Here is a 21,297-nt window from a genome sequence, read left to right on the forward strand (position 1 = left end):
CGTTACCCCGAAGACAACAGGGACAGCCGCCTGCGTCGCGAACACCGTGGGGCAAACGCGCGACGCCGGGCGCTCCTGGAAAGCGCTCATCTCGGCCAACGTCGCGAGCAGCGAGGCGACGCCGGTCGCGAGCGCGTAGACGCCACCGGCAAGCAAGGCGCCGGCGGCCAGACGGTCGCTCATCAACTTCGTGGTGATCGCCGAAAGCGCGAAACCGGCGCCCGCGGCGAAGGGAGCGAGCGCCGTAGCGGGTCGACGCACGAGCAGCGGCAGCACGGTCAACAGCGCGAGCGTCCCGATACCGACCGACAGCTCGAACGGAGCGTAGTGCACGAAGCGCGGTTCCTCCCCCGGAGAACTGGCGGCCAGCAGGGCAACGCCGACGACCAAGCCGAGAACCGCCAGGACCTCGCTCACGCCGACCGCCTCGCCGAGGCGCCGGTGGCCGGCCCACAGCAGCACCAAAAGCCCGAGCGCGAGCACTGGCTGCACCACCGACAGCGGCGCCAGCGCCAGGGCGAGTGCGTTGAGCGGCCACCCCGCCGTCACCAACGCCGTCGCCAGAAGCCAACCGGGGCGTTTGGCAAGGCGCACCAAAAGCGATGGCCGCAGCGAAAGTTCGACCGGTTCTTTGCGAACCTCCGCGGCTTGCGGAACAGCGCCGGCGTTGTAGAAGACGGCGGCGAGCGCCGCCAGCAGCACACCCTCGAGCTGATGCATCACTGCGATGGAGCGTAGAGCGCACCGATCCCACGGCATCGCGCTGGCCTTGAGCGTCGCCGGGGCGACCGCCTGGCTTTACCACGCCGCTCCAGCGCTGGCCGCCCCCTTGGCCGCGCTGCGACACCAACTGGGTGTGGTCGACACGGTGCCGGGCGGCCGCGTAGCGCTCACCTTCGACGACGGTCCACACCCGCTGGCGACGCCTGCGGTTCTCGCCACGCTCGCCGAGCGGTCGGCGCCTGCGACCTTCTTTCTGGTCGCCGAGCAGGCGCAGCGCTACCCCCACCTCGTGCGCGAGATCGTCGAAGCCGGCCACCGCGTGGCCCTGCACGGCTTGCGCCATCGCAACCTGCTGCGGCTGGGACGCCGCGCGACCCGCAACGACCTGCTGCGGGGCGCGGCGGTGCTCGAGGACCTCATCGCCACGCGCCTGCGGCACTACCGGCCGCCGTACGGCGTCCTCAACCGTACGGCCCTTGAAACGGCCGCCGAACAGGGCTGGACGGTCTGGCTTTGGCGGCGCTGGGGTCGGGATTGGGAGGCTCAGGCCACGGCGGCGACCGTCGCGCAGCGACTAACCGCGGGGTTACGAGCTGGCGACGTGCTTCTGCTGCACGACTCCGACGCCTACGCGGCGCCCGGGTCGTGGCGGGCGACCGTCGGGGCACTGCCGTCAGTCCTCGACATGCTCGAGGCCCGCGGCCTCGAGCCGATCGCGCTACCCGACTGAGATATGGCCGCACAAGGGGTAGGGGCAAGCACCTGGGGAAGCCACCTGCGGGCAGCCGTGAGCGCCGCCGCTGTTCGCCGCCCACGCGCTGCGAGCGACCCGCGCGTGGTCCTTCTCGCCCTCCTTGCGTTTGCTCTGCTGCTGCGTCTAGGGGCGCTGGGCGAGAGCTTCTGGTACGACGAGTCGTACACCGCCTACATCGTGGCGCAGCGTCCCCTGCACGCGCTCGAGCTGATCCCCGCGACGGAGTCGACGCCGCCCCTCTACTACGCGATCGCGTGGCTTTGGGTTCAGCTCTTCGGGGGCGGAGAGGTTGCTCTGCGGTCGCTCTCCCTCGTGGCCGGCCTCGGCACCGTCTACGTGCTCTACCTGCTCGGCCGGGAGCTCGCTCCGGCGGGCCGCGAGCGCGCCGCGGCGGCGACCTGCGCCTTGGTCGGCGCGAGCTCCCCCTTGCTGGCGTGGTACGCAAGCGAGGCCCGCGCCTACGCGCTGTTCGCTCTCTGGTGCGCTCTCGCCACGCTGCTTTTCGCCCGCGCGCTGCGCGAACCGAGCAGTCGAGGCCTTTGGTGGTACGGGGCGACGGCTGCGGCCGCTCTTGCCACGCACTACTTCGCGGTCTTCGTGATCGGCCCCCAGCTCGTCCTGCTGCTCGCTCGGCTGCGCTGGCGCGGCGCCTGGCGAGCGCTCGCGCTGCCGGCGGCGAGCGGTCTGGCGCTCGCCCCGTTGGCGCTCGCCCAGCTCGGCTCGCGACGCACCGACTGGATAACCGAGTCGCCGCTAACGGAACGTGCCTGGCACGCCTTGGTCCACTTCGCGGCGGGCTTCAAGCCACCGCTGGTGCCGGCACTGCTAGCGCTGCTGCTTTTTTGGGGCGGCGTCGGCGCCGTCGCGCTGCGTCCGCCGCGCGACCTCGACCCCCGCGCGCGCACCGTCGCTTTGCTCGCGTTGGCGGGCATCGCGAGCTCGCTGGTGCTCGCGCCGCTCGGGCTTGACCGTGTGCTGACCCGCAACCTCCTCGGCAGCTGGCCACTACTGGCGGTCCCCGCTGCTCTGGCGGCGCTCAGCGCGACGGGCCGCGCGCGGCGCGCGGCGGTCGCGGCACTGGCCGTCTGGTGTGCGCTGAGCGGGCTGCTCACCGCGCGGATCGGCAGCCACCCGTGGTTGCGCCGCCCCGACTGGCGCGAGGCGGCCCACTTCGTTGCTTCCGGAGACCGTCCCCAGCTGGTGGTGGTACCCGCTTACCCGCACCTACTGCCGCTGCGCATCTACCTCCCCCAGCTGCGACGCGCCCCTGCCGGGCGCGTCGCCTACCGCGAAATCGATCTGATCGTGCCGCGCGGAAGCGGCGGTGACGGCTGCTGGTGGGGAGCGCTCTGCAACCTCCCCCGCGCACCGCTACCGCGGCGCCAGCCGGCGGGCTTCCGGCCGGCGCTCGTGCGCAGCGCGCACGGGCTCGTCTACGAGCGCCTGCTTCCGACCCGACGCGGCGTCGAGGTTTCGGCGCAGGAGGCGCTGCGGGTCCTCGCCCCGCCCGGTCCGAACGGTGCCTTCTGGCAACGCGGCGCCGTCAACGGGCGAAAATCACACCCGGGTTCAAAAGACCGCGCGGATCGAAGGCGCGCTTGACCGCTCGCATCAACGCGATCTCGCGCTCGCTGCGCACCAGACTCAGGTAACGCGCCTTGGCGGTGCCGATGCCGTGCTCGCCGCTGATCGTGCCCCCACACGCGGCCGCCAGGGCGAGCACCGCTGCGTCCACCTCCTCTGCCTCCGGCGGCGGCCCGAGCACGTTCACATGGACGTTGCCGTCAGCGAGATGACCGAAACAGAAAACGCGCGTGCCCGCGCCGAAGCGCTCGCCGACGAGCGCGCGCAAGCGCTGGTCGAACTCGGCCAGTCGCGACGGCGGCACGGCGACGTCCAGTTTGTGTGGCACGCCGGTGCGTGCCAGCGCCTCCGGCACCGCCTCGCGGAACCGCCAGAGGCGCCTGCGCTGCCTCTCGTCGGTGGCGAGCACGGTGTGCTCAGGCGCCCCGCCGGCGCGCAGGAACGCCGCCAACTGGTCGACCTCGGCGGCGTCCCCACCCGCCTCGCATAGCAGCACCACACCGCCGTCGCGGAGCGCTGATCGCAGAGGCTCGGGCGGCGCCAGCGCCAGGCGCTCGGCAACCAGTGCCAGCGACGACGAGCACATGAACTCGAGCGCCTCGAGCGCGGGGACCCGCTCTTTGAGCGCGAGCGCTAGCTCGACCGCTCGCGCCAGACCGTCGAGCGCGAGCAGGGCGGTGGCGCGACGGCGTGGACGGCGCACCAACTCCCAGGTGACGGCGGTGATGATCGCCAGCGTTCCCTCGCTTCCCACCACCAAAGGCGCCAAGCGGTAACCGGCGTTGTCCTTCGGAGCTCGCGGCGCGAGCTCGACCAGCGAACCGTCGGCGAGCACTACCTCGAGGCCCCGCACACGGGCCCGCGCGGTGCCGTAACGGAGAGCACTGTGGCCGCCCGCGTCGCAAGCGACGAGGCCGCCCACTGTCGCCGAGTCGCGGGCAGCCAGGTCGAGACCGGCGGCGAGCCGGTGCGGGCGGGCCAGCGCGTCGAGCTCGGCCAGCGTCAGGCCCGCGCCGACCCGGACGCTGCCGCTCGCCCGATCGACCTCGCCGCGTCCACGAAGCCGCTTCAGCGACACCACCACCTCGCCGTGGCGGGCGATCGACCCGCCGACGAGACCGGTGTTGCCGCCTTGCGGCACGACGCCGACCCCATGCTCTGCGGCGACGCGCACCACCGCTGCTACTTGCTCGGCGTCGGCGGGCACCACCGCCGCTGCCGCCCGCCCCCGGAAGCGGCCGGTCCAATCGCACTCGAACGACGCGAGGCGGGCGGGGTCGCTGATCACGTGTGACGAGCCGACCGCCGCCGCCAAAGCGGCCACGAGCGGACCGCCCGCCCGCCCCCGCGCGCTCGCCGTCGGCGACCTACGCATGCGCGCCGCCGGTCGCGTATCTTGGTTTTCGGGGTACGAGCGACCGGGCCGGCGCGGCTCGGCGCGACGAGGGCAGGGGTATGAACCGACCGACAGTGAGCGGCGCGCGGATGCGCGTCATCCGGTTTTTCCTCTTCTGTGCCGTGCTCGCCGCATGGGCTCTGACCGCTGGGTCAGCGTACGCACGGGTCGACTCCGTCTTCGGAGGTCGCGTCGCGTGCACCGCGAGCGGAACGATCCGCGTCTGCAACGGCAGCTCCTCGAATCTGGTTCCCACCTTCGACGGCGTGCCCTTGGACGTGACGGTCGCCCTACCGGCTGAGCCGACGGGCGGCACCGACGGCAACTACCCGCTGCTGATCATGATGCACGGCTGGGGCGGGCAGAAGCTGTCGGTCGACGCGCTGCGTCCCTGGGCGGAGCGCGGCTACACGGTGCTGACCTTCACCTTCCGCGGCTTCGGCGAGTCGTGCGGCGCGCGCGCGCCCAGGCGCGCCTGACGCAAGCCGCCGCCTGCGCCCAGGGCTACATCCGGCTGATGGACACCCGCTACGAGGTTCGCGACGCGCAGTACCTGGCGGGGCTGCTCGCCGACCAGGAAACGGCGCCCGGCGTCGGTCTCATCGATCCCCAGCGGATCGGTGTAACCGGCGTCTCTTACGGCGGCGGCGCGTCGATGGCGTTGGCGGCCCTGCGCGACCGCGTCATGCGCCTCGACGGGTCGTACATGCCCTGGCGCAGCCCGCAGGGAAAGCCGCTGCGAATCGCCGCCGCCGCGCCCGAGATCCCGTGGAGCGACCTCGCCTATTCGCTGGTGCCGAACGGTCGCACCCTCGACTACGTCACCGACGCTCAGTACGGCCAACCGGTCGGCGTGATGAAGCAGTCGTACGTCAGTGGCCTGTTCGCGCTCGGCCTGGCGAACGGTCAGTACGCACCGCCGGGCAGCAACCCCGAGGCCGACATCGTCACGTGGTTCGCCCTCCTCAACCTCGGCGACCCGTACGACGCGAACCCGCGCGTGCCGGAGATTCTCGAGGAGGTTCGCAAGCACCACTCCTCCTACACGATCGATGACTCCGAGCCGCCGGCGCCGCTGCTGATTTCGAACGGCTTCACCGACGATCTCTTCCCGATCGACGAAGCGCTGCGCTTCTACAACCGCGCGCGAACACGCCACCCCGACGCCTGGATCTCCCTCTTCTTCCTCGACTACGGGCACGCGCGGGGCCAGAACAAGCCCGCCGAGGTCGCCCTGCTGCGCGCCCGGCAGCGCGAGTTCTTCGATTACTTCCTGAAGGGGGAGGGCTCGGAGCCGCGCGCCGGCGTTGACGTGGTGCCACAGACCTGCGGCGCGAGTTCCGCCGCGCCGGTCGCGATCCACGCCGACAGTTGGGCGCAGCTAGCGCGCGGCGAGGTGCGGTTCCACGACGAGGCGGCGCGAACGTTGGCGTCGGTCGGCGGCGACCCGACGCGCGCAGCAACCTTCGACCCGATCGCCGGGAAGGGCGCCTGCGCGACGGTGCCAGCCGACGATGACCCGACGACTGTTAACTACCGCCTCCCGACGGTCGCGGGCGACGGTTACACGCTCGCCGGATCGCCGACCGTGATCGCCGATATCGAATCGCCGGTGCCGGGGGCGCAGCTCGCCGCGCGGTTGCTCGACGTCGCCCCCAACGGCAGTTCGACGCTGGTCGCCCGCGCGCTGTACCGCCCGGATCCCTCGGGACGCCAGGTGTTCCAGCTGCACGGCAACGTCTGGCGCTTCGCTCCCGGGCACGTACCGAAGCTCGAGCTGCTGCCTCGCGACGCTCCTTACGGTCGGCCCTCGAACGCGCCGTTCACGATCACGATCTCGAAGCTCGAGCTGCGCCTGCCGGTGCTCGAGCGTCCCGACTGCCGAGTGATCCTGGCGCCTGCGGCGAAGCTCCTACCGCCCGGACAAACGCTGGCCCGCGACTTCGCGGCGCTCGCCGCTTCCCCGGATCCCTGCACCCCGCCGGCGTCTGGCGGTCCGGCTGGCGGCGCGGGCAGCCCGCCGAGCGGCGGTGGTGGCGGACCTGTGGGCGAGCAGCCGGGCGGTCCGCCCGGGGGGCAGCCCCCGGGCCAGACCGCGGACAACCCGAACCCCGGTGAAAACAAGCGCCCACCGAACCCCGCACCGGGCGGTCGGCCGCGCGCCGAGCGCACCGCTCGCGCACAGGCCCCGGCATGCGTGGCGCCGCGCGCTCGCGTCAACGGGCGCAGCGTCGGCCGCTTCCGGCTCGGCGCCACGCTCGGCGAGCTGGTGCGGGCGATCGGTCAGCCGGCGGACCAGCGTGGGCGTCTGGCGCGCTGGTGCGTGCGCGGCACACGGTCGCTCGTGACCGTCGCTTTCGATCGTCGCGACCGCGTGCGAGCGGTGGTGACGAGCGCTCCCGGTCACCGTTACGGCGCGCTCGCGCCGGGCGCAAAAGCACCGCCCGTGCTTCTCAAGCGGGCCCGCTCGGGACCCTTCGGGACGCGCCTTGCGCGACTCTCCACACGCGCTTCGATCTACGCCGTATTGCGACGGGGTCGGGTAGTGGCAATCGTCGTTGGCGACCGCGGCGCGATCGCCCCCGCGCTCAGCAGCCGCCGGTAAGCGCCGTGCTGGCAAACCCGCGGGCAACCGACAGCCGGGCGGCGAGCTGGCGGCTGGCGGTCGCGGCCGCAGCCGCGGTCGCGGCTTTCGCCTGCACGCTTGCAGCCCCGCCAGCGGCAAGCGCGGCGCGTCCGGCGAGTGCGGCCCGCTCGCCGCTCGGTGGACTCGCGCCCGGCGTGCCAGCGGCCGCGTTGCGCCCCGAACCAACGCTTGCGAGCCCGCGCGGCTGGCCGTTCCCTGGGCGCTTCCCGCGGACCTCCGGCAGCGGCCGGCTGAGTGGCGGCGCGCTGCTGTGGAGCGACTTCATCTACGACGACCATGGAGCCGCCGGAGCCGGCCCCAATCCGACGCCAACGAACCTCGCTGCGAGCAACGGCAGCTACCGCTACCCGAGCGGTCCGGCGCACAACAACGGCGCCGACGTTTTCCGCGTGGCGATCGGCTTGACGCGGGAAGCGACTTGGTGGCGAGTCGATTGGAACACGCTCGCCGACACGAGCGTGCCGATCGCCTCGTTCGCGCTCGATACCGATGGCGACCCAAGCACCGGTGCGGCGAGCTGGCCTGGCATACCCGGTCTCGAGGCGCGCGGCAGCGAGCTCGCGCTGGCGATCTCCGCGCGCGGCGCCTGGCTGGTGCGACCGGACGGCACGAGCACGCCGGTGACGAGCCTCGGCGGGAGCCTTCACGTCGACCGCGCGGCCCGTTCGTTCTACGTGCGCCTGCCGCGCCGTCGCTTCCCCGTAGCGGGAACCTGGATCGTGCGTCTCGCCGCCGGCCTCGCCACCCCCGACGGCCGCTCGTTCGCGGCGGTCACTAACGATCGCGGCGCGCTACCGGGCCAGCCACCCGTCTACGACCTGGGCATCCAACCGGCGCGGCTCGAGCCGCTGCGCGGCAACTTCTGGATGGAGGACGCGCAAGCGGCGGCGCTCGCCGCCGGTGACGCCGGCCCCTTCGCGACGACCGTCCGCTGGCGCGACCTCGCACGCCGCATCACCACGAGCGCGGCGCCGCCATCCGGGTACTCCAATCGGTGGTACGTGTCGTCGATCGCCCCGGGCGAGGGCGTGGTCGCCGACTCCTCGCCGACGGGCGATCTGCGACCGAACTTCCTCGGTCGCGTACAACCGTTCGGCATCTGGGTGGCGCATGACCTCGACCGTCGGCGGCCAGCGCAACTGGTGTTTCTGCTGCACTCGCTGGGTGTCCAACACAACCAGTACTCGGCGCTGAATCCGCACTTCGTCGAACAAGTCTGCGACCGTCCCCAGACGATCTGCGCGAGCCCGCTCGGTCGTGGTCCCGACGGCTGGTGGCTGAACGAGGCGGAGCTCGACTTCTTCGAGGTCTGGCGCTCGCTGGCCCACGACTTCCGCCTCGACCCCGGCCGCACGATCGTCGCCGGCTACTCGATGGGCGGCTTCGGCGCCTACCGCTTCGCGCTCGGTTACCCGGATCTCTTCGCCAAGGCGGTGGCGCTCGCCGGGCCGCCGATCGTCGGTATACGCGTGGTCGAAGGTCTGGAAACACCGGCGAGCGCGGACGGCCCGCGCGTCGATACCGCACCGTTGGTGGAGAACGCCCGCTGGGTGCCGTTCTTCATCGGTCAGGGGGCGATCGACGAGCTCGTTCCGGTGACCGGTGTGCTCCAGCAAGTCGACCGCTTCGAGCGCCTCGGCTACCGCTATCGGTTCGAGCTCTACCCCGCCAAGGACCACCTCGCCTGGGCTGCCGAGGACGCGTTCGAGGGGGCGATTCGCTTCATCGACCGCAGCTCACGCAACCGCGCTCCGGGCAGCTTCGTCCTCGTCATCGACCCGAAGCTGGCGCGTCCCGACCTCGGCGTCGGCGCCCAAGGCGCGTGGTGGCTCGGTGACGTGCGCGCGCGCTCGCCCGAACTGGCGCGCATCGAGGCGCGCTCGGGCCTGTTCCGTGATCCGTCGGTCGAGTCGCAGCGCACGGTCGAACCGGTGTCGTATCCGGGTGGGTCGAACGAAGCCTACGGCAGCTTGGGGGCAGTGCTGGGACGCATCGGAGAGCAGTTGGGTGGGCTCGTGCCGGCGCCCGCCCTGGCCGCCGACCCGACGGCCGGTGTGCGCGTCGAGCGCCGGTGGCTGTTCGGTCCGCCGCAGCCGCTCCGCGCCAAAGTAGTCAGGGCTGTCGACGCAGCGGAGTCGACGACGAGCGCTACCGCGACGGCAGGTAGACGCTGCGCCCGACAGCGATCGCGACCACGCGACCCTTGCGCACCAGCACGTAGACGCGTCCACGCCGCGTGATCCGGAAGGCCCGCAGCCGCGTGCTCGCCGCGGACCGAGTGCCATAGCGCGCGCCTGGATGGAGCCGCCCGAAGCGGTGACCGCGAGCGCTAGTCACGATCGCCACCGCCCGGCCGCCGCGACCGGCGAACACCACGTCCACGCGACCGCCGCCACGCACACACCAGCTCGCTGCCCGCTTGCCGCTGGCCACCGGCGGACCGATCGTGCGCTGCAGCGAGGCCAGCGTGGCACCGAGCCGGAAGCGCCCAAGACCGAGTTTGGTGACCCTCGCTCTGGCGCCGACGCAGCGGCGCGCGGAGCGGCCGCGCCGGCGCGGCGCTGGCGCGGGCACCGCGCGACCGCGATTAGCCCCAGGTGCCCCTTGGCCGCCGCCGCCCGTGCCGCCACCCGCGCCGCCGTTGTTGCCGCTAGGGCCGGCGCCGTTGCCGCCCGTGCCGGGCGGCGGCGGCGAGACCTCGACACCGCGGCGGGTGTCGACGACGGCCGGCAAACCGACGTTGCCCTGGTCGTCGACCGCCCGCACCGCGAGGTACCGGAGGGGCTGCGTAGCCAAACGCAGAGCGACCCTTTGACCGGGAGCGCCAACCTGTCCCTCGAACTCCAGGCTGCGTGCCTCGGCGAACGACGCCGGTGTGATCGGCCGTGAGTCGGTGCGCACCTCGTAACGCAGCGGGCGCCCGCAAAGCAGGTCGTCACCGGGGGCCGCGAAAGCCAGTGTCTGACCGGCGAACGAGGGATCCTCAGGTCGCCCAGGCGGCACCGCGTCGCGGCGGGCGTCGCCGGAGTTGGCGGGGTCGTGATGGAAACGCGGCCACGAGGCCGCGGCGCAGGCAGCACCAACGGTGCGGTAAGCGAACAGGTAGCCGTCGCGGGTCCCGCCGATCACCACTTTGCGCGCCTCGGGATCGGTCTCCCGCTCTCCGAAAGTACCGATCGTCGGGTTCGCCACCGTCCAGTCGCCGGTCACCTTCGGCCAACCCGTGAGCCGCTGTCCGGTGGCGCTGAAACCTTGGAGGTCGTGGTGCGCGGTTCCCGACACCACTTCCTCACCGGGCGTCGACGCAATGTCACCAAGCGAGGGTCCGGTCAAGAACTGGAGGTCGTTAACCGCGGCCGGCCAACCGGCTGCCAGCGTGCCCTGCGCGCCCCCGACATCCCAGGCCGCCAGGTAATCCTGGCCAGCCTGGTACTCGGGCAGCGCGACGTCGAGCGCACGCTTTAGGCCGGCGACCGGCGCGAGTAGCGCCGCGCGCCCCGCCAACTCGCCGATCGCCGGGTGACCGAAGGCCGCGAAGAACGGCTGGTCGTCGACGACCGCTCCGTAGGTCTTCAGCGGCACGTCGCGCCCACCGACCTGCCCGAGGCACGACTTGCCGCTCGCATCGAGCAGGTACGGCAGGCCCGCGGCCGGCACAACACCAACGCGCGGCGTCTTCGACGAGCCCTGGCAGGGCAGCTCGCCGATCACCGGATAGCCGCTGACGCCCTCGCCCACCAGCGGCAACACGCCGGCTTCCAGGATCCCGATCTTGAACGGCCAGCCGTCCAGCCAAGGATCCGGGCCGCGGTTCGGGTCGCCGTCCTGGTCGCCGCTCGCGCGGATCGCGTAGACCCGGCCGTTGGCTGGCGAGAGCGCCGCGCCGAGCGGTTCGTAGAGCGCCTGGTCGAGTCCACCGGCGTTGAGCGGCCCTTCGTTACCCGCGCCGGCGGCGTAAGACTCGTTGGTGCCGACGACGATCTCCGGCCTGCCGTCGCCGTCGAGGTCGCCGACAGCTGGTGTGTCAATGATCGCCCCTTGATCGAGCAGCTTGCCGACCTTCGCAAGATCGAAGAACGGCCGGTGGGTTACGGGGTCGATCGCCTGCGGTCCATCGATCAGCTTGGAGCGATCGACCACCACCACCGGCCAGCCGCGCACCGCCTCGCCGTTCGCGTGCCAGGCGTAGACGTGGCGATCCATCGCCGCGGCCACGATCTCGAGGTCACCGCGCGGGTCGCGGTCGATGTCGGCCAAGACCGGCGAGGCGAGGAAGCTGCGTACCGGCCACCCGGGGAGCTCACTGCCATCGCGCCGGAAGGCGTGAACGAGGCCGTCGGAGTTGGCCACCACCAGCTCGTTGCGGTTGTCGCCATCGAGGTCGGCGAGCACCGGCGAGGCCTCGACGTCACCGCCGAGGGCGATCGGGAAGTCGGGCAGCAAGTCGCGGTCGCGGTGCAGGAAGGCCTGCCGGCGGTCGCTGCCGGTTACGGTCACGCCGCCGCTGGTCGACTCCGCGACGACCTTCACCACGAACGAGTACGGCTCGTCGTTCGGTCGCCCGATGTTCGCCGGCGTGCCGGGGTTCGGCGTCTGCCCGGTCGTGCCGCCCTCCGGCCCGCGGAAGTCGCCGGCATTGGCCGGGAACAGGCTGCGTAGGCGGGCGATCGGGACGGTCGCCAGCACGCCCTCGATCGAGCCCTCCCGAGCGGCACCGTCACACGGTCCGCCCTGGCCTACTTCGACGAAGTCCCCGTCCGGCGCCTCGGTGTCCTTGGGGTAGGCGCCGGGCGCGACAAACACGCGACAGCGGACGGTCCCCGAGCGCACCGCCACCGTCCCGCGCACGACCAGCGCGTCGGCACCCGGATCGACGAACTCGAACCAGCGCGGCGCGGATATCTCGACCTCGGGCGGTAGTCGCGGAGGCCCACCCCCTGCCGGCAACAGTTGGCGCAACGCCCGCTCGACGTTGACCCGACCGTAGCCGTAGAACTGGTCGTGACCTTTGCGCGCCGGGTAAGAGAGAGAGGGGCGGCGTGGTCAGGCGCGGAGCGAGACCGGGCGATGCCGTCAGCGCAAAGAAGGGGTCGGTGCAGCCGGGCGGCGGCGGGGTCCGTCCGCCGCACGACGGCTCGATCGACGCGCCGCTGACCTGGTCCTGAGCGAAGTTGACGTCGTCGGCTGCACCCTCGCCGCCGAAGGTGCCAGAAGCGAGCAGTTGCCGAACCTCGTTGGGCGTCACCAGACACGGCCGCCCGTCGGTGCGACGACAGCGCGGGTGGGGTGCGAGCCGACCGGCCTCGTGGGCGTTCAACGCCGCCGAGTAGACGAGCCCGGCGATGCCGGCAGCACGCCCGGTGGCGTCCGAGGAGCAGGAAACCGAGGGAATCGCGACGGTGATGCGCGAAGAGAAGTTCGTGCAGCCGTTGAACTGCAGGTAGCTGGTGTAGGCCGCTTGGTCGGCGACGTCCGGGTGCGTGACCGAGTTGACGACGATCGCGTACGGGTACGAGGACGGCCAGTTGTGGTGCTGCGCCGCCTCGTCGGCCGCCGACAGGATCGTCGTCACGCCGTGCTCGTAGGCGTAGCGCACCGCCTCCTCGCCGAAGCGCGACTTGTTGAGGGTGCCGAGCGCGACCTGTACGACGTCGACGCCGTTGTCGGCCGCGTAGATGGTGGCCAGCGCGAAGCGGTTGACGTCGGCGATGAAGCTGGTGCCGACGCGGAGCGGAACGACCATGCAGTTGGGGCAGGTCCCGAGATCGCCGCCGTTGTCGGCCTCGGCGGTCGAGTCGCGGGCCTCGCCGGTTCCGTGGCCGTACTGAACGTCGTCGAAGGGATCGTTGTCGTCGTCCAAAAAGTCCCAGCCGACGATGTCGTCGACGTAGCCGTTGTGGTCGTCGTCGACGCCGTCGGAGAACGCGATCAGCAGGTCTTGGGGATCGAGCAGCGGCTTGCCGTTCTCCACCGGACCGACCCCGCGCGGCGGCGCCGGATCGACACGCGAGTCGCACGCGTAGTCGAGCACGTTGAAGACACCGTCGCCGTTTAGGTCCCAACTTCCCGCGCGCGGTCGCAGCGTCGCGCAGGGCAGGCTCGCGGCGTCGGTGGGCTCCGCGCGGTCGGCGCGCGGCTTTGGCACCTCGCCTTTCGAGAGCCGCACCTTGAGGCGCAGGTCCTTCATCGCCGCCAGGTCGTTCCACTCAATGCCGGAGTCGAGGACGGCGATCGAGACGTCGGGGCGGCCGGTCGTCAACGTCCACGCTTGTGGCGCGGTGCGCGCTGCGTCGACCAAAGAGGCACCGCGCACACCGTTGAGCTCGCGCCGATCGAGACGCAGCGGGTTCGGCTGGAGCGGCGAGCGGTCAGGCTCAGGCGTCGCGGCGTACATCCATACGCGCTTGCCGGTGAGATCGTTCGGGACCGGCGCGGTGGGCGGCAGGCGGTAGCTGCGGTAGTCGTCGGGGGGTCCTTGCGGCCGGTAGGGAAATTCGGCGTGCGCGAGCGCTGGCGTGGCGGCGGCAAGCGCCGCGGTGACGCCGAAACCTCGCCAAAAGACGCGCGCACGGCCGCGCAGCGGCCGTGAACGCACACGCTTGTAAAGCCCGCCAGGCCGCCGCCGGCGGGCACTGCCCCTGCCCATCGCCACCGAACCTAAGTGGCGCCAACTGCGGCGTCAAGGAGTAGGCGACGGGCGGCGGCTTTACCGCTGGGGCGGTTGTTATGGGCGGTTCTTAAATGGGCGGTTCTTAAGCAGGTCCGAAGACCGCGCGTACCGGCGGGTGATCGGAAAGCTGCGCGCCGCGGTCGCTGGTCGGCGGTGGCAGCGGTGCCACCCGGCCCCGCGCGAAGCCCCGCACGAGAAGATGGTCGAGGCGCGCACCGGCCGCGTAGGCGAGACCGTGCCTCAGCGCCAGCTGGCTGACCAGCGAGCGCTCGAGGTTGAAATCCCCGCCCACGATCAGCGGGCTAGTGTCGGCCCAGCGCCGAGCCGCTGCCAGGGCACGGTCGAGGTCGCGTGCCGCTCGCTGGCGGCTCGAAGCCTCGGCGTGCAAGTTGACGAGCCAAACATCGCCGCCAGCCACGGCCACCCGCACGCCGAGCGCTAGACGTCGCTCCGGCAGCCACCGCAGTAGCAGTCGCCGGCGCGCGGCGATCGTGCCGCGGCGGACGAGAATCGCGTTGGTGCCGCCAGCCCACGAGCCGAGCAGGTCGGGGAGGCGCCGGGCGAGCAGGCGGCGCAGTGGCGCTAGCTCGTGGCGCGCCGTCCGCACCGCCGCGTAAGCGTCGGCGCCGACCGCGCGGGCTAGCTGCCGCGGCCACCAATGCGGGACCTCTTGCAACAGCGCGACGTCCCACTGCCAGCCAGCGAGAGTGCCGGCGAACGCCTCGAAAAGGTCGCGCCGCGCGGGCGGTTTGGCGCGACCGAAGAAGAGGTTCCAGGTGACCACCGTCAGCGCTCGCGGCGGCCGATCGTCGCCAGCTCGGCCGCTCGTCACGCGCGGACGAGGCGGTAGCGGGGCGGCCAACCACGCACCTCGAGCGTGGCGCCGGTGAGGTCGACCTCGTCACTGGCGAAGGCCGACAGCTGTTCGTCGGTGGCCTCGCACACCACCCGCCTACCGTCGTTGAGACGCGCGATCACGGGCGCGTGCTCCGCCGTCCCGTCGGGCGCGCGCACCACCGTCCACCCCTCGACCCGCGCGCGCTCCGCCAGGGGCTCCGGTTCCCGTACGACCGGCAGCGCGGAGGCGTCGATCCGACGCTGCTCGACGCTGGTGTCGGCGCGAACGAAGCCGCCAGGCGGTGGCGAGGAGCCGTAGAGCCCGTAGCTGTGCTTGGTGAGGTACCAACCGAGCGCTCCCACCAGCGCCAACTGCCGCCCTTCGGCGCCGCTCAGCAAGCGGCAGACGGTGGCGATCGCGTGCGTCGAGTAGTTGTTGCCGGGGCCGCCGAAGAACGGCAGGCCGCCGGTCACCGTCGGCGGTACGGCGTCGACGCCGCGGCCGTCCGACAGCGCCGCGAGCGCGTCGAGCGCAAGCTCTACCGCAACCGGAAAGCACGAATAGAGGTCGCGGTAGGCGACCTCTTCCAGCTGCACACCCGCGGCGTTGAGGGTTGCCCCGGCGGCGAGCTCGATCCCGGGCGAGCGCCACAGCTCAGGGCGGGCGCTCGGCTCCCAGACGTCCGTGGCATCAGCTCCCGCCCACACGAACACGGCCTGCTCGGCGAGGCCCAGTCGCCGCGCCTCGGCGAGCGAGCAGACCAACAGCGCCGCCGCCTGGTTGACGCGCGGGTTGGCGCACATCCGCTTGGTGTACTGCTCGCAGACGAGGCGGTTGTCGGGTCCGGGCAGCGCGATCTCGCGGGCAGTGAGCGGTGTCCGCGACCAGGCGTAAGGGTGGCGAGCGGCGACCTCGCTAAACGGCGCGAGCAGCTCCCCGAGGGCCGCCCTATGGGCCGCCGGACGACGCCCGAGGCGGGCCGCGTAGGCGCTCTCGAGGATCGCGTAGACGTGCAGCGGGAGGCCGAGCCCGATCGCGATCTCGGCCGGTCCGACGCCCGGGCGCGGGTCACCAACCAGCGGGTCGGGGTCGCCGCCGGTGCTCGCCGACGGCTGCCCATCCTGACCGCCACTCGCCCCCGCCCCGGCCCCCGCCAGGGCTTCGCCGCCGGCGATCAGGGTTGAGCGCAGACGGCCGGCGGCGATCTCGGCGGCTGCACGCGTGACCAGCCACTGCGGGCCGTTGCCGCCGATCGTCGTGGTCTCGCATCGGCGGGCACGCAGACCGAGGCGCTCGGCGAGGTCGCTGGCGGGCCGCGGCCCCCCACCCGCCAGGATCCCCAACACGCTCACGCGATCGACCTCGCTGGGTCGCACGGCTGCCGTGGCCAGCGCCTCCTCGCTCGCCTTGGCGACCAGCGACAGCACCGGCGGGCGCTCGGCGCCGCGCACACAAACTTCGGCCCACGCGGCCACCACTGGTGTGCGCTCCGCCTCCACGCGGGCGGCAGGTTAACGGCGACCGGCGGCGGACGCGCATCGCCCCGCTCGTTCGGTCGACCGCCACGGGAGTCCGCAGCACCACCGTCATGAAGGTCCAAAAGAGGATCCTGAGGTCGAGAGCGAGCGACCAGTTGCGCAGGTACATGCGGTCGAGACGGAACTTCTGAGGCAGGATCCGCTGCGCGTACTGCGCGAGCGGGTCGGCGGCTGCTAAGACGCGATCCTCCGCGGCGAAAGCAAGCTGAGAGAGGCACGCATGCGCATCAAAGCTCGCTTCACCGACGGTCGGCAAAGGCTCGAGCGAATCCGCGTCGTGACCGTAGTCAGCGAACGGCGCCGACTGCCAAGTGCAGCCCAGACGCCCGACGTTCAGGTTCGCGCGAACACGCCGGCCGGCTCCGCCGAGCCGCCGACACCGAAACTAGCGGCGAGCGCCTCGGCAGCAACCGCGGCACCAACTCCGCTGTCGAAGCCAGAACCGGCGCCGGTATCGACGCCACCGCAGGCGCAAGTGCCCCCGGCACCCCAGCCCGCGCAGGTTCCCGCGACCGACGCCGTGAAAGACGTCGCGGGCAACGCCGCTGGCGTCACCGCGCTCTAAGGGCCCCCACCGGCGGCGTCGCCGTGAGCCACTGATTGAGCGCACGCACCCCGGCGTGCTCGAGCTCTGCGATCTCTTGTACCAGCGGCAGACCGGCGCGGTGCCGCGCAAGCGGATCGTCACTCGCCCCGCTCCGCACCACATCGGCGAGCCTGCGCCACCGCTCCGCGAGCGCGTGATAAGTCGCGGCAGCCGACGCCAGCGTCTCGTCGCTGAGCCACCGCGCCGCATCGTCGAGAAACTCGGCGTACAGCGAGCGGAACATCGCGCCACCGGTACCAGCCTTGACGATGAACACGTAGAGGCCGTCGAGCGCCGCGGCCAAGCGATTCCCAAACCGCGCAGGCCACCGCCGATAGTCGCTTGCAAACAGATCGACGCCGTCGAGACCCACAGCGCCCTGCACCCCTTCGAGCAGGGGCGTACCTGCGCCGCTCATGTTCTCAACCGTGCGGCGCAACGCCGCCCGGACGGTGTCGGCTACTGGCGGCAGCGCCGTGGGCCAGCGCATCAGCCACGTGGCGTGCCGGTTTGGCGCCGGAAAGGCACGAGAGTTCCGGGCCCGCGCCAGTGACTCGAGCGAACAGCGTTGGATCTCGTCGCGGTCGTTGTCGGCGACCCACGCCACGCCGGCCTCGTCGTCGTAGCCGCAGACGACGATGTCGTGCATCGTGTTGTGCATCCGCACGCGCAGGTACTCCAGGTGCTTGATGTCGGCCCAAACCATCGTCGGCCGCCCCGCATCGAGCTCCGCACGCAAAAGCTCCCACCCCTCCTGCGGATCGTCGGTTTGACGAAAGTCCAAGGCGATCCCGAGGTGGCTGCACACGTCCCGTTCTAGGTCCGCCGTGCGCCCGACGAGGTAGATCGGCGGATCGATCTGCGGCACCACTAGGTAGAGACAGCCGATGCCGCCACCGAGTCCGAAAACCGCACCCTCCGACAGCGGGTAGCCGGAGTCCTCGTAGGTGAGCCCGTGGAACTCGAGCAGGTCGCGCAGGGCCCCGGAGCCGCAGTGTCCTGCACGACGGTGTGGGAAAGGAATCCGAACGCGCGTCATAAGAGCCGGTGACCTCCCTCCGACCGCCTGTCGCCCCTACTCTCGAAAGGGGCAGGATGGCAGATCAGTTGACGGTGAGTCGGGCAGCCGAGGCGCTGCTGGCGCGGGGGCCCGAACTGGTCGATCGCATGACTACCGCGATCGCCGAGCGGATCCCTGCTCTTGCGGTCACGGAGCTGCGCGAGCTCGTAACCACGTCCTGCGAGGCCAACCTCACCTCGGGGCTCAGAGCGTTGCGCCAAGAACGCTTCGACTTCCCGGACGAACTTCCGGAAGCGGCGCGGCGCCTGGCGGAGGGCTGCGCGCGACTCGGTGTGCCTCTGACCGACCTACTGCGCGCCTACCACATCGGCCACGAGCTGGTGCTAGACGAGTGGCTGACCGAGCTCGCGGCCGCCCCGCTTCCGACGGCCGAGCGCACGGGAGCCCAACGCGCCGGTTCGGTGTTCTTGTTCCGCGCCGTCGACCGTTTGACGACCCTCGTCGCCACCATCTATACGCGCGAGCGCGAGCGACTCTTGCGCTCTCGCGAGCAGCGCCGCGTGCAGCTCGTCCGTGATCTACTCGGCGGCGAGGAGATACCGGCCGAGGTGCTGGAGCGGGACCTTGGCTACGACGTCTCGCTCACTCACATCGCGCTCGTCCTGCGCGACCGCGAGCCGGAGCGACTGGCGCGCAGGCTCGCGCAGGGGCTCGACGCCGGTGCGCTGCTGGTGGTCGCAATCACCCCCGACTCGGCGTGGGCCTGGATCGGTCGCATGCGCCCGCCACCGGTCGCCCGCGTGGCCACCGCGGTGCGCGCGGCGCTGGCTCGCGAGCCGTCCTACGACGGTCGTGCGGTCGGCATTGGTGGACCCGCCGGCGGCCGGCCAGGGTTCCGTCTCGCTCACCGCGAAGCGATTGACGCATTCGAGATCGCGGCGCGAGCCGGTGAGCCACTGGCGGTTTTTGAGGACGTCAGTTTGGAGGCGCTGGCGCTGCGCGACCGTGAGCTCGCGACCCGCTTCGTGGCTCGGGAGCTCGGACCCTTGGCAGCGAACGACCGTCGCTCGGCAGTGCTGCGAGCGACCCTCAGCGCCTGGTTCGAGAGCGGTCACAACCAGTCGGCCGCCGCGTTGCGCCTGGGCGTCCACGAGCACACGGTCGCCTACCGGTTGCGAAACATTGAGCGGCTGCTCGGCAGACCACCGCGCGAGCGGCGGGCGGAGTTGGAGGTGGCGCTGCGCCTCTGGCCGCACGTCGCCGACACGTTTGTGGGAGCGGCACAAGGCGCGCGCCGCCGTTTGGGTAGCGCGCACTAGCCCGCGACGGCGACGCCTACCTACGCTGCCCGCGGGCCGTGAGGGAGACGCTCGCGGCGCAAGCGAGGGCTCGAGGAGGTTTATGGGAGGTCAGCGCAAACCGCGCGTGCTGGCGATCGACGCCGGCGGCACGATGACCGACACGTTCGTGGTTGACGAGCACGGGGAGTTCGTCGTCGGTAAAGCTCAGACGACCCCGCACGACGAATCAGTCGGATTCATGGCGTCGGCGCGCGATGCGCTCGCTCAGTGGCAGCTGACGCCGGAAGAGGGGTTCCCGCAGATGGTGTCGGGCATTTACTCCGGCACCGCGATGCTCAACCGCCTTTTGTCGCGCAGCGGGCGGCGCGTCGGCCTGATCGTGACCGCCGGCCACGAGGACTACCTGCGCCTAGAGCGAGGGATCCAAACCTGGCTCGGGTTCCCCTACTCCGATCGCTTGCACATCGCGACGCACCACCACAACCCGCCGCTGGTGCCGCGCGATCGGATCTTCGGGGTACGTGGTCGGATCGACGTGCTCGGGCAGGAGGTGCTGCCGCTGCGTGAGGAGGACGCACGGGCGGCCGCCGAGGCGCTGCTCGACGCCGGGGTCGAGGGGATCGTGATCTGTCTGCTCTGCTCGTATCGCAATCCCCAGCACGAGCTGCGGGTGCGCGAGATCGTCGAGCAGGTGAAGCGGGAGCGCGGCGTCAACGGCACCGTACCGGTCTACGCCTCGTCCGACTTGTACCCGCTGCGGCGCGACCTCCCGCGCCTCAACACGACACTGATCGAGGCTTACGCCGCGGAGCCGTCGCGCGAACAGCTGCGCCGCGTAAGCGAAGCGGTACGCAAGGCCGGGGCGCCGTTCGAACTGCGGGTGATGGCGGCACACGGGGGGACGGTCTCGATCGAGGCCAGGGAACTCGCACGCACGCTCGTCTCCGGACCGATCGGTGGCGTGATCGGCGGTCGCGCGCTCGCCGAGCGCCTCGGTCTCGCGAACGTGTTGTGCACCGACATCGGCGGCACCAGCTTCGACATCGCGCTGATCACGGACCGGCACGTCGAGGTCAATCCGACGCCCGACATCGCTCGCTTCCTCCTCAACCTGCCGCTCGTGCGGATCGACTCGGTAGGTGCGGGCACCGGCTCCTACGTGCGTCTCGACCCGAACTCGCGGCGTCCGCAGCTCGGCCCCGACTCGGCCGGTGCGCGGATCGGCGTGTCGTGGCCCGCCGGCGGTGTCGAGACGATCACGATCACCGACCTCGACGTCGTGCTCGGTCGCATCAACCCCGAGTACTTCCTGGGCGGACAGATCGAGCTCGACCGTGAGCGCGCGTGGTCGGAGGTGGAACGCCAGCTCGCGCGTCCGCTTGGATTGCCGGTCGAGGAGGCGGCGAGCGGGGTAATCGAGCTGTTCGAGGAGACCCTCAAGAACGAGGCGGTCGGGCGCATCCTCGGCAAGGGCTACTCGCCCGCCGACTATGCGCTTCTTTGCTATGGGGGCGGTGGTCCGCTGCACGTTGCCGGCTACACACGCGGCGTGCCCTATCAGCGCGTCTTGGTGCCCGCGTGGGCGGCCGGCTTCTCGGCCTTCGGGTGTGCCTGCGCGGACTACGAGTACCGCCACGACCAAACCGTCGACCTGCCGGTGCTGCCGAGCTTCGACGACGCCGGCCGCGCCGGCATCGGCGCCCTGCTCACGCAGGCGTGGCGCGCACTCGAGCAGAAGGTGACCGATGAGTTCGCGAAGTCCGGGGTGCCGCGCGACCAGATCGAGTTCCGGCAGGCGGCGCGAATTCAGTACTACGGACAACTCAACGACATCGAGGTCGTTTCACCACACGACCGCGTCGATGAGCCACCGCTGCTGCAAGATCTGCTGGCGCGCTTCGAGGAGGCTTACGCGAAGGTCTACACGCGTTCCGCCCGCTCGCCGGAGCTCGGCTTCCTGATTACGCAGGCGGTGGTCACTGGCCGCGTCGCTGTTGAGAAGCCGCGGCTGCCCGACCTCCCGGAGGTCGACGGCGTGGCCCAACCAAAGGGTGAACGCCGCGTCTACTGGTCGGGCGAGTGGCTAACCACTCCGATCTACGAGCTCGACGAGCTCGCCCCCGGCCAACGAGTGGAGGGACCGGCGATCGTCGAATCACCGTCGACGACGCTCGCCCTCCCGCCTGCCTGGCGAGCCCGACTCAACCGTCATCGAATCTTCGAACTGGAGGTGCTCTGA

Annotated in this window: 14 protein-coding genes; 8 read left to right on the forward strand and 6 right to left on the reverse strand. The window is 71.5% G+C overall.

The window, feature by feature from the left end; genetic code table 11:
• Nucleotides 1-727 precede the first annotated feature (727 nt).
• Nucleotides 728-1,453 carry a polysaccharide deacetylase family protein gene (locus BLW41_RS10280; protein ID WP_093118774.1) on the forward strand — a complete coding sequence of 242 codons (726 nt, stop codon included), beginning with the start codon at nucleotides 728-730 and terminating at the stop codon, nucleotides 1,451-1,453.
• A 57-nt stretch (nucleotides 1,454-1,510) separates the two neighbouring features.
• Nucleotides 1,511-3,079, forward strand: coding sequence for a glycosyltransferase family 39 protein (locus BLW41_RS10285; protein ID WP_177169478.1), 1,569 nt, complete (start codon nucleotides 1,511-1,513; stop codon nucleotides 3,077-3,079).
• Here BLW41_RS10285 and BLW41_RS10290 read toward each other — a convergent pair.
• Nucleotides 3,021-4,385: an FAD-binding oxidoreductase gene (locus tag BLW41_RS10290; protein WP_218138380.1), complete on the reverse strand. Its 1,365-nt coding sequence runs from the start codon at nucleotides 4,383-4,385 to the stop codon at nucleotides 3,021-3,023. The two genes, BLW41_RS10285 and BLW41_RS10290, sit on opposite strands and share 59 nt — an antisense overlap.
• Before the next feature lie 161 nt (nucleotides 4,386-4,546).
• On the opposite strand from BLW41_RS10290, the gene BLW41_RS10295 reads away from it, so the two are divergent.
• From BLW41_RS10295 to BLW41_RS10305, 3 genes are read left to right on the forward strand one after another with little or no spacing between them, the layout of a single operon-like run.
• Complete coding sequence (locus tag BLW41_RS10295) at nucleotides 4,547-4,936, forward strand: alpha/beta hydrolase family protein (protein WP_093118780.1); 390 nt, start codon at nucleotides 4,547-4,549, stop codon at nucleotides 4,934-4,936.
• The gene (locus BLW41_RS11010; protein WP_093118782.1) at nucleotides 4,906-7,062 is read left to right on the forward strand and encodes a hydrolase CocE/NonD family protein; all 2,157 of its coding nucleotides are present in this window, start codon (nucleotides 4,906-4,908) and stop codon (nucleotides 7,060-7,062) included. Before BLW41_RS10295 ends, BLW41_RS11010 begins: the two co-directional genes overlap by 31 nt.
• Nucleotides 7,063-7,067: 5 nt before the next feature.
• Entirely contained in the window at nucleotides 7,068-9,344 is a 2,277-nt protein-coding gene (locus BLW41_RS10305) for a prolyl oligopeptidase family serine peptidase (RefSeq protein WP_093118784.1), read from the forward strand.
• Here the strand turns inward: BLW41_RS10305 and BLW41_RS10310 are convergent.
• The 4 genes from BLW41_RS10310 to BLW41_RS11130 all read right to left on the reverse strand — a co-directional run bounded on the left by BLW41_RS10310 (nucleotide 9,253) and on the right by BLW41_RS11130 (nucleotide 16,111).
• Entirely contained in the window at nucleotides 9,253-11,307 is a 2,055-nt protein-coding gene (locus BLW41_RS10310; protein WP_245689070.1) for an FG-GAP repeat protein, read from the reverse strand. The two genes, BLW41_RS10305 and BLW41_RS10310, sit on opposite strands and share 92 nt — an antisense overlap.
• A 514-nt stretch (nucleotides 11,308-11,821) precedes the next feature.
• Entirely contained in the window at nucleotides 11,822-13,750 is a 1,929-nt protein-coding gene (locus BLW41_RS11310) for a S8 family serine peptidase (RefSeq protein WP_143038705.1), read from the reverse strand.
• A gap of 106 nt (nucleotides 13,751-13,856) precedes the next feature.
• Nucleotides 13,857-14,606, reverse strand: a complete 750-nt coding sequence (locus BLW41_RS10315) for an endonuclease/exonuclease/phosphatase family protein (protein ID WP_177169480.1) — start codon at nucleotides 14,604-14,606, stop codon at nucleotides 13,857-13,859.
• On the reverse strand, nucleotides 14,603-16,111 hold the full coding sequence (locus BLW41_RS11130) for a hypothetical protein (RefSeq protein WP_093118790.1): 1,509 nt from the start codon (nucleotides 16,109-16,111) through the stop codon (nucleotides 14,603-14,605). Before BLW41_RS11130 ends, BLW41_RS10315 begins: the two co-directional genes overlap by 4 nt.
• Before the next feature lie 259 nt (nucleotides 16,112-16,370).
• Between BLW41_RS11130 and BLW41_RS10325 the strand changes: the two genes are divergently transcribed.
• Nucleotides 16,371-16,715, forward strand: a complete 345-nt coding sequence (locus BLW41_RS10325) for a hypothetical protein (protein WP_093118792.1) — start codon at nucleotides 16,371-16,373, stop codon at nucleotides 16,713-16,715.
• On the opposite strand, the gene BLW41_RS10330 is transcribed toward BLW41_RS10325, so the two are convergent.
• Nucleotides 16,702-17,775 (reverse strand): BtrH N-terminal domain-containing protein, encoded by a 1,074-nt coding sequence (locus BLW41_RS10330; protein ID WP_093118794.1) that lies wholly within the window; start codon nucleotides 17,773-17,775, stop codon nucleotides 16,702-16,704. The two genes, BLW41_RS10325 and BLW41_RS10330, sit on opposite strands and share 14 nt — an antisense overlap.
• 56 nt (nucleotides 17,776-17,831) lie before the next feature.
• On the opposite strand from BLW41_RS10330, the gene BLW41_RS10335 reads away from it, so the two are divergent.
• Together BLW41_RS10335 and BLW41_RS10340 are read left to right on the forward strand one after the other, a co-directional pair.
• A complete protein-coding gene (locus BLW41_RS10335) occupies nucleotides 17,832-19,076 on the forward strand; it encodes a PucR family transcriptional regulator (RefSeq protein ID WP_093118796.1) in 1,245 nt (414 codons plus the stop codon).
• 82 nt (nucleotides 19,077-19,158) lie between these two features.
• Nucleotides 19,159-21,297 carry a hydantoinase/oxoprolinase family protein gene (locus tag BLW41_RS10340; RefSeq protein WP_093118798.1) on the forward strand — a complete coding sequence of 713 codons (2,139 nt, stop codon included), beginning with the start codon at nucleotides 19,159-19,161 and terminating at the stop codon, nucleotides 21,295-21,297.

This window comes from Thermoleophilum album (assembly GCF_900108055.1).
GTDB lineage: Bacteria > Actinomycetota > Thermoleophilia > Solirubrobacterales > Thermoleophilaceae > Thermoleophilum > Thermoleophilum album.

Coding starts and splice junctions, on each gene's coding strand:
- BLW41_RS10280 (WP_093118774.1), top strand. CDS start 728: ATGGAGCGTAGAGCGCACCGATCCCACGGCATCGCGCTGGCCTTGAGC.
- BLW41_RS10295 (WP_093118780.1), top strand. CDS start 4,547: ATGCGCGTCATCCGGTTTTTCCTCTTCTGTGCCGTGCTCGCCGCATGG.
- BLW41_RS10310 (WP_245689070.1), bottom strand. CDS start 11,307: ATGGATCGCCACGTCTACGCCTGGCACGCGAACGGCGAGGCGGTGCGC.
- BLW41_RS11310 (WP_143038705.1), bottom strand. CDS start 13,750: ATGGGCAGGGGCAGTGCCCGCCGGCGGCGGCCTGGCGGGCTTTACAAG.
- BLW41_RS10325 (WP_093118792.1), top strand. CDS start 16,371: ATGCGCATCAAAGCTCGCTTCACCGACGGTCGGCAAAGGCTCGAGCGA.
- BLW41_RS10330 (WP_093118794.1), bottom strand. CDS start 17,775: ATGACGCGCGTTCGGATTCCTTTCCCACACCGTCGTGCAGGACACTGC.
- BLW41_RS10335 (WP_093118796.1), top strand. CDS start 17,832: ATGGCAGATCAGTTGACGGTGAGTCGGGCAGCCGAGGCGCTGCTGGCG.
- BLW41_RS10340 (WP_093118798.1), top strand. CDS start 19,159: ATGGGAGGTCAGCGCAAACCGCGCGTGCTGGCGATCGACGCCGGCGGC.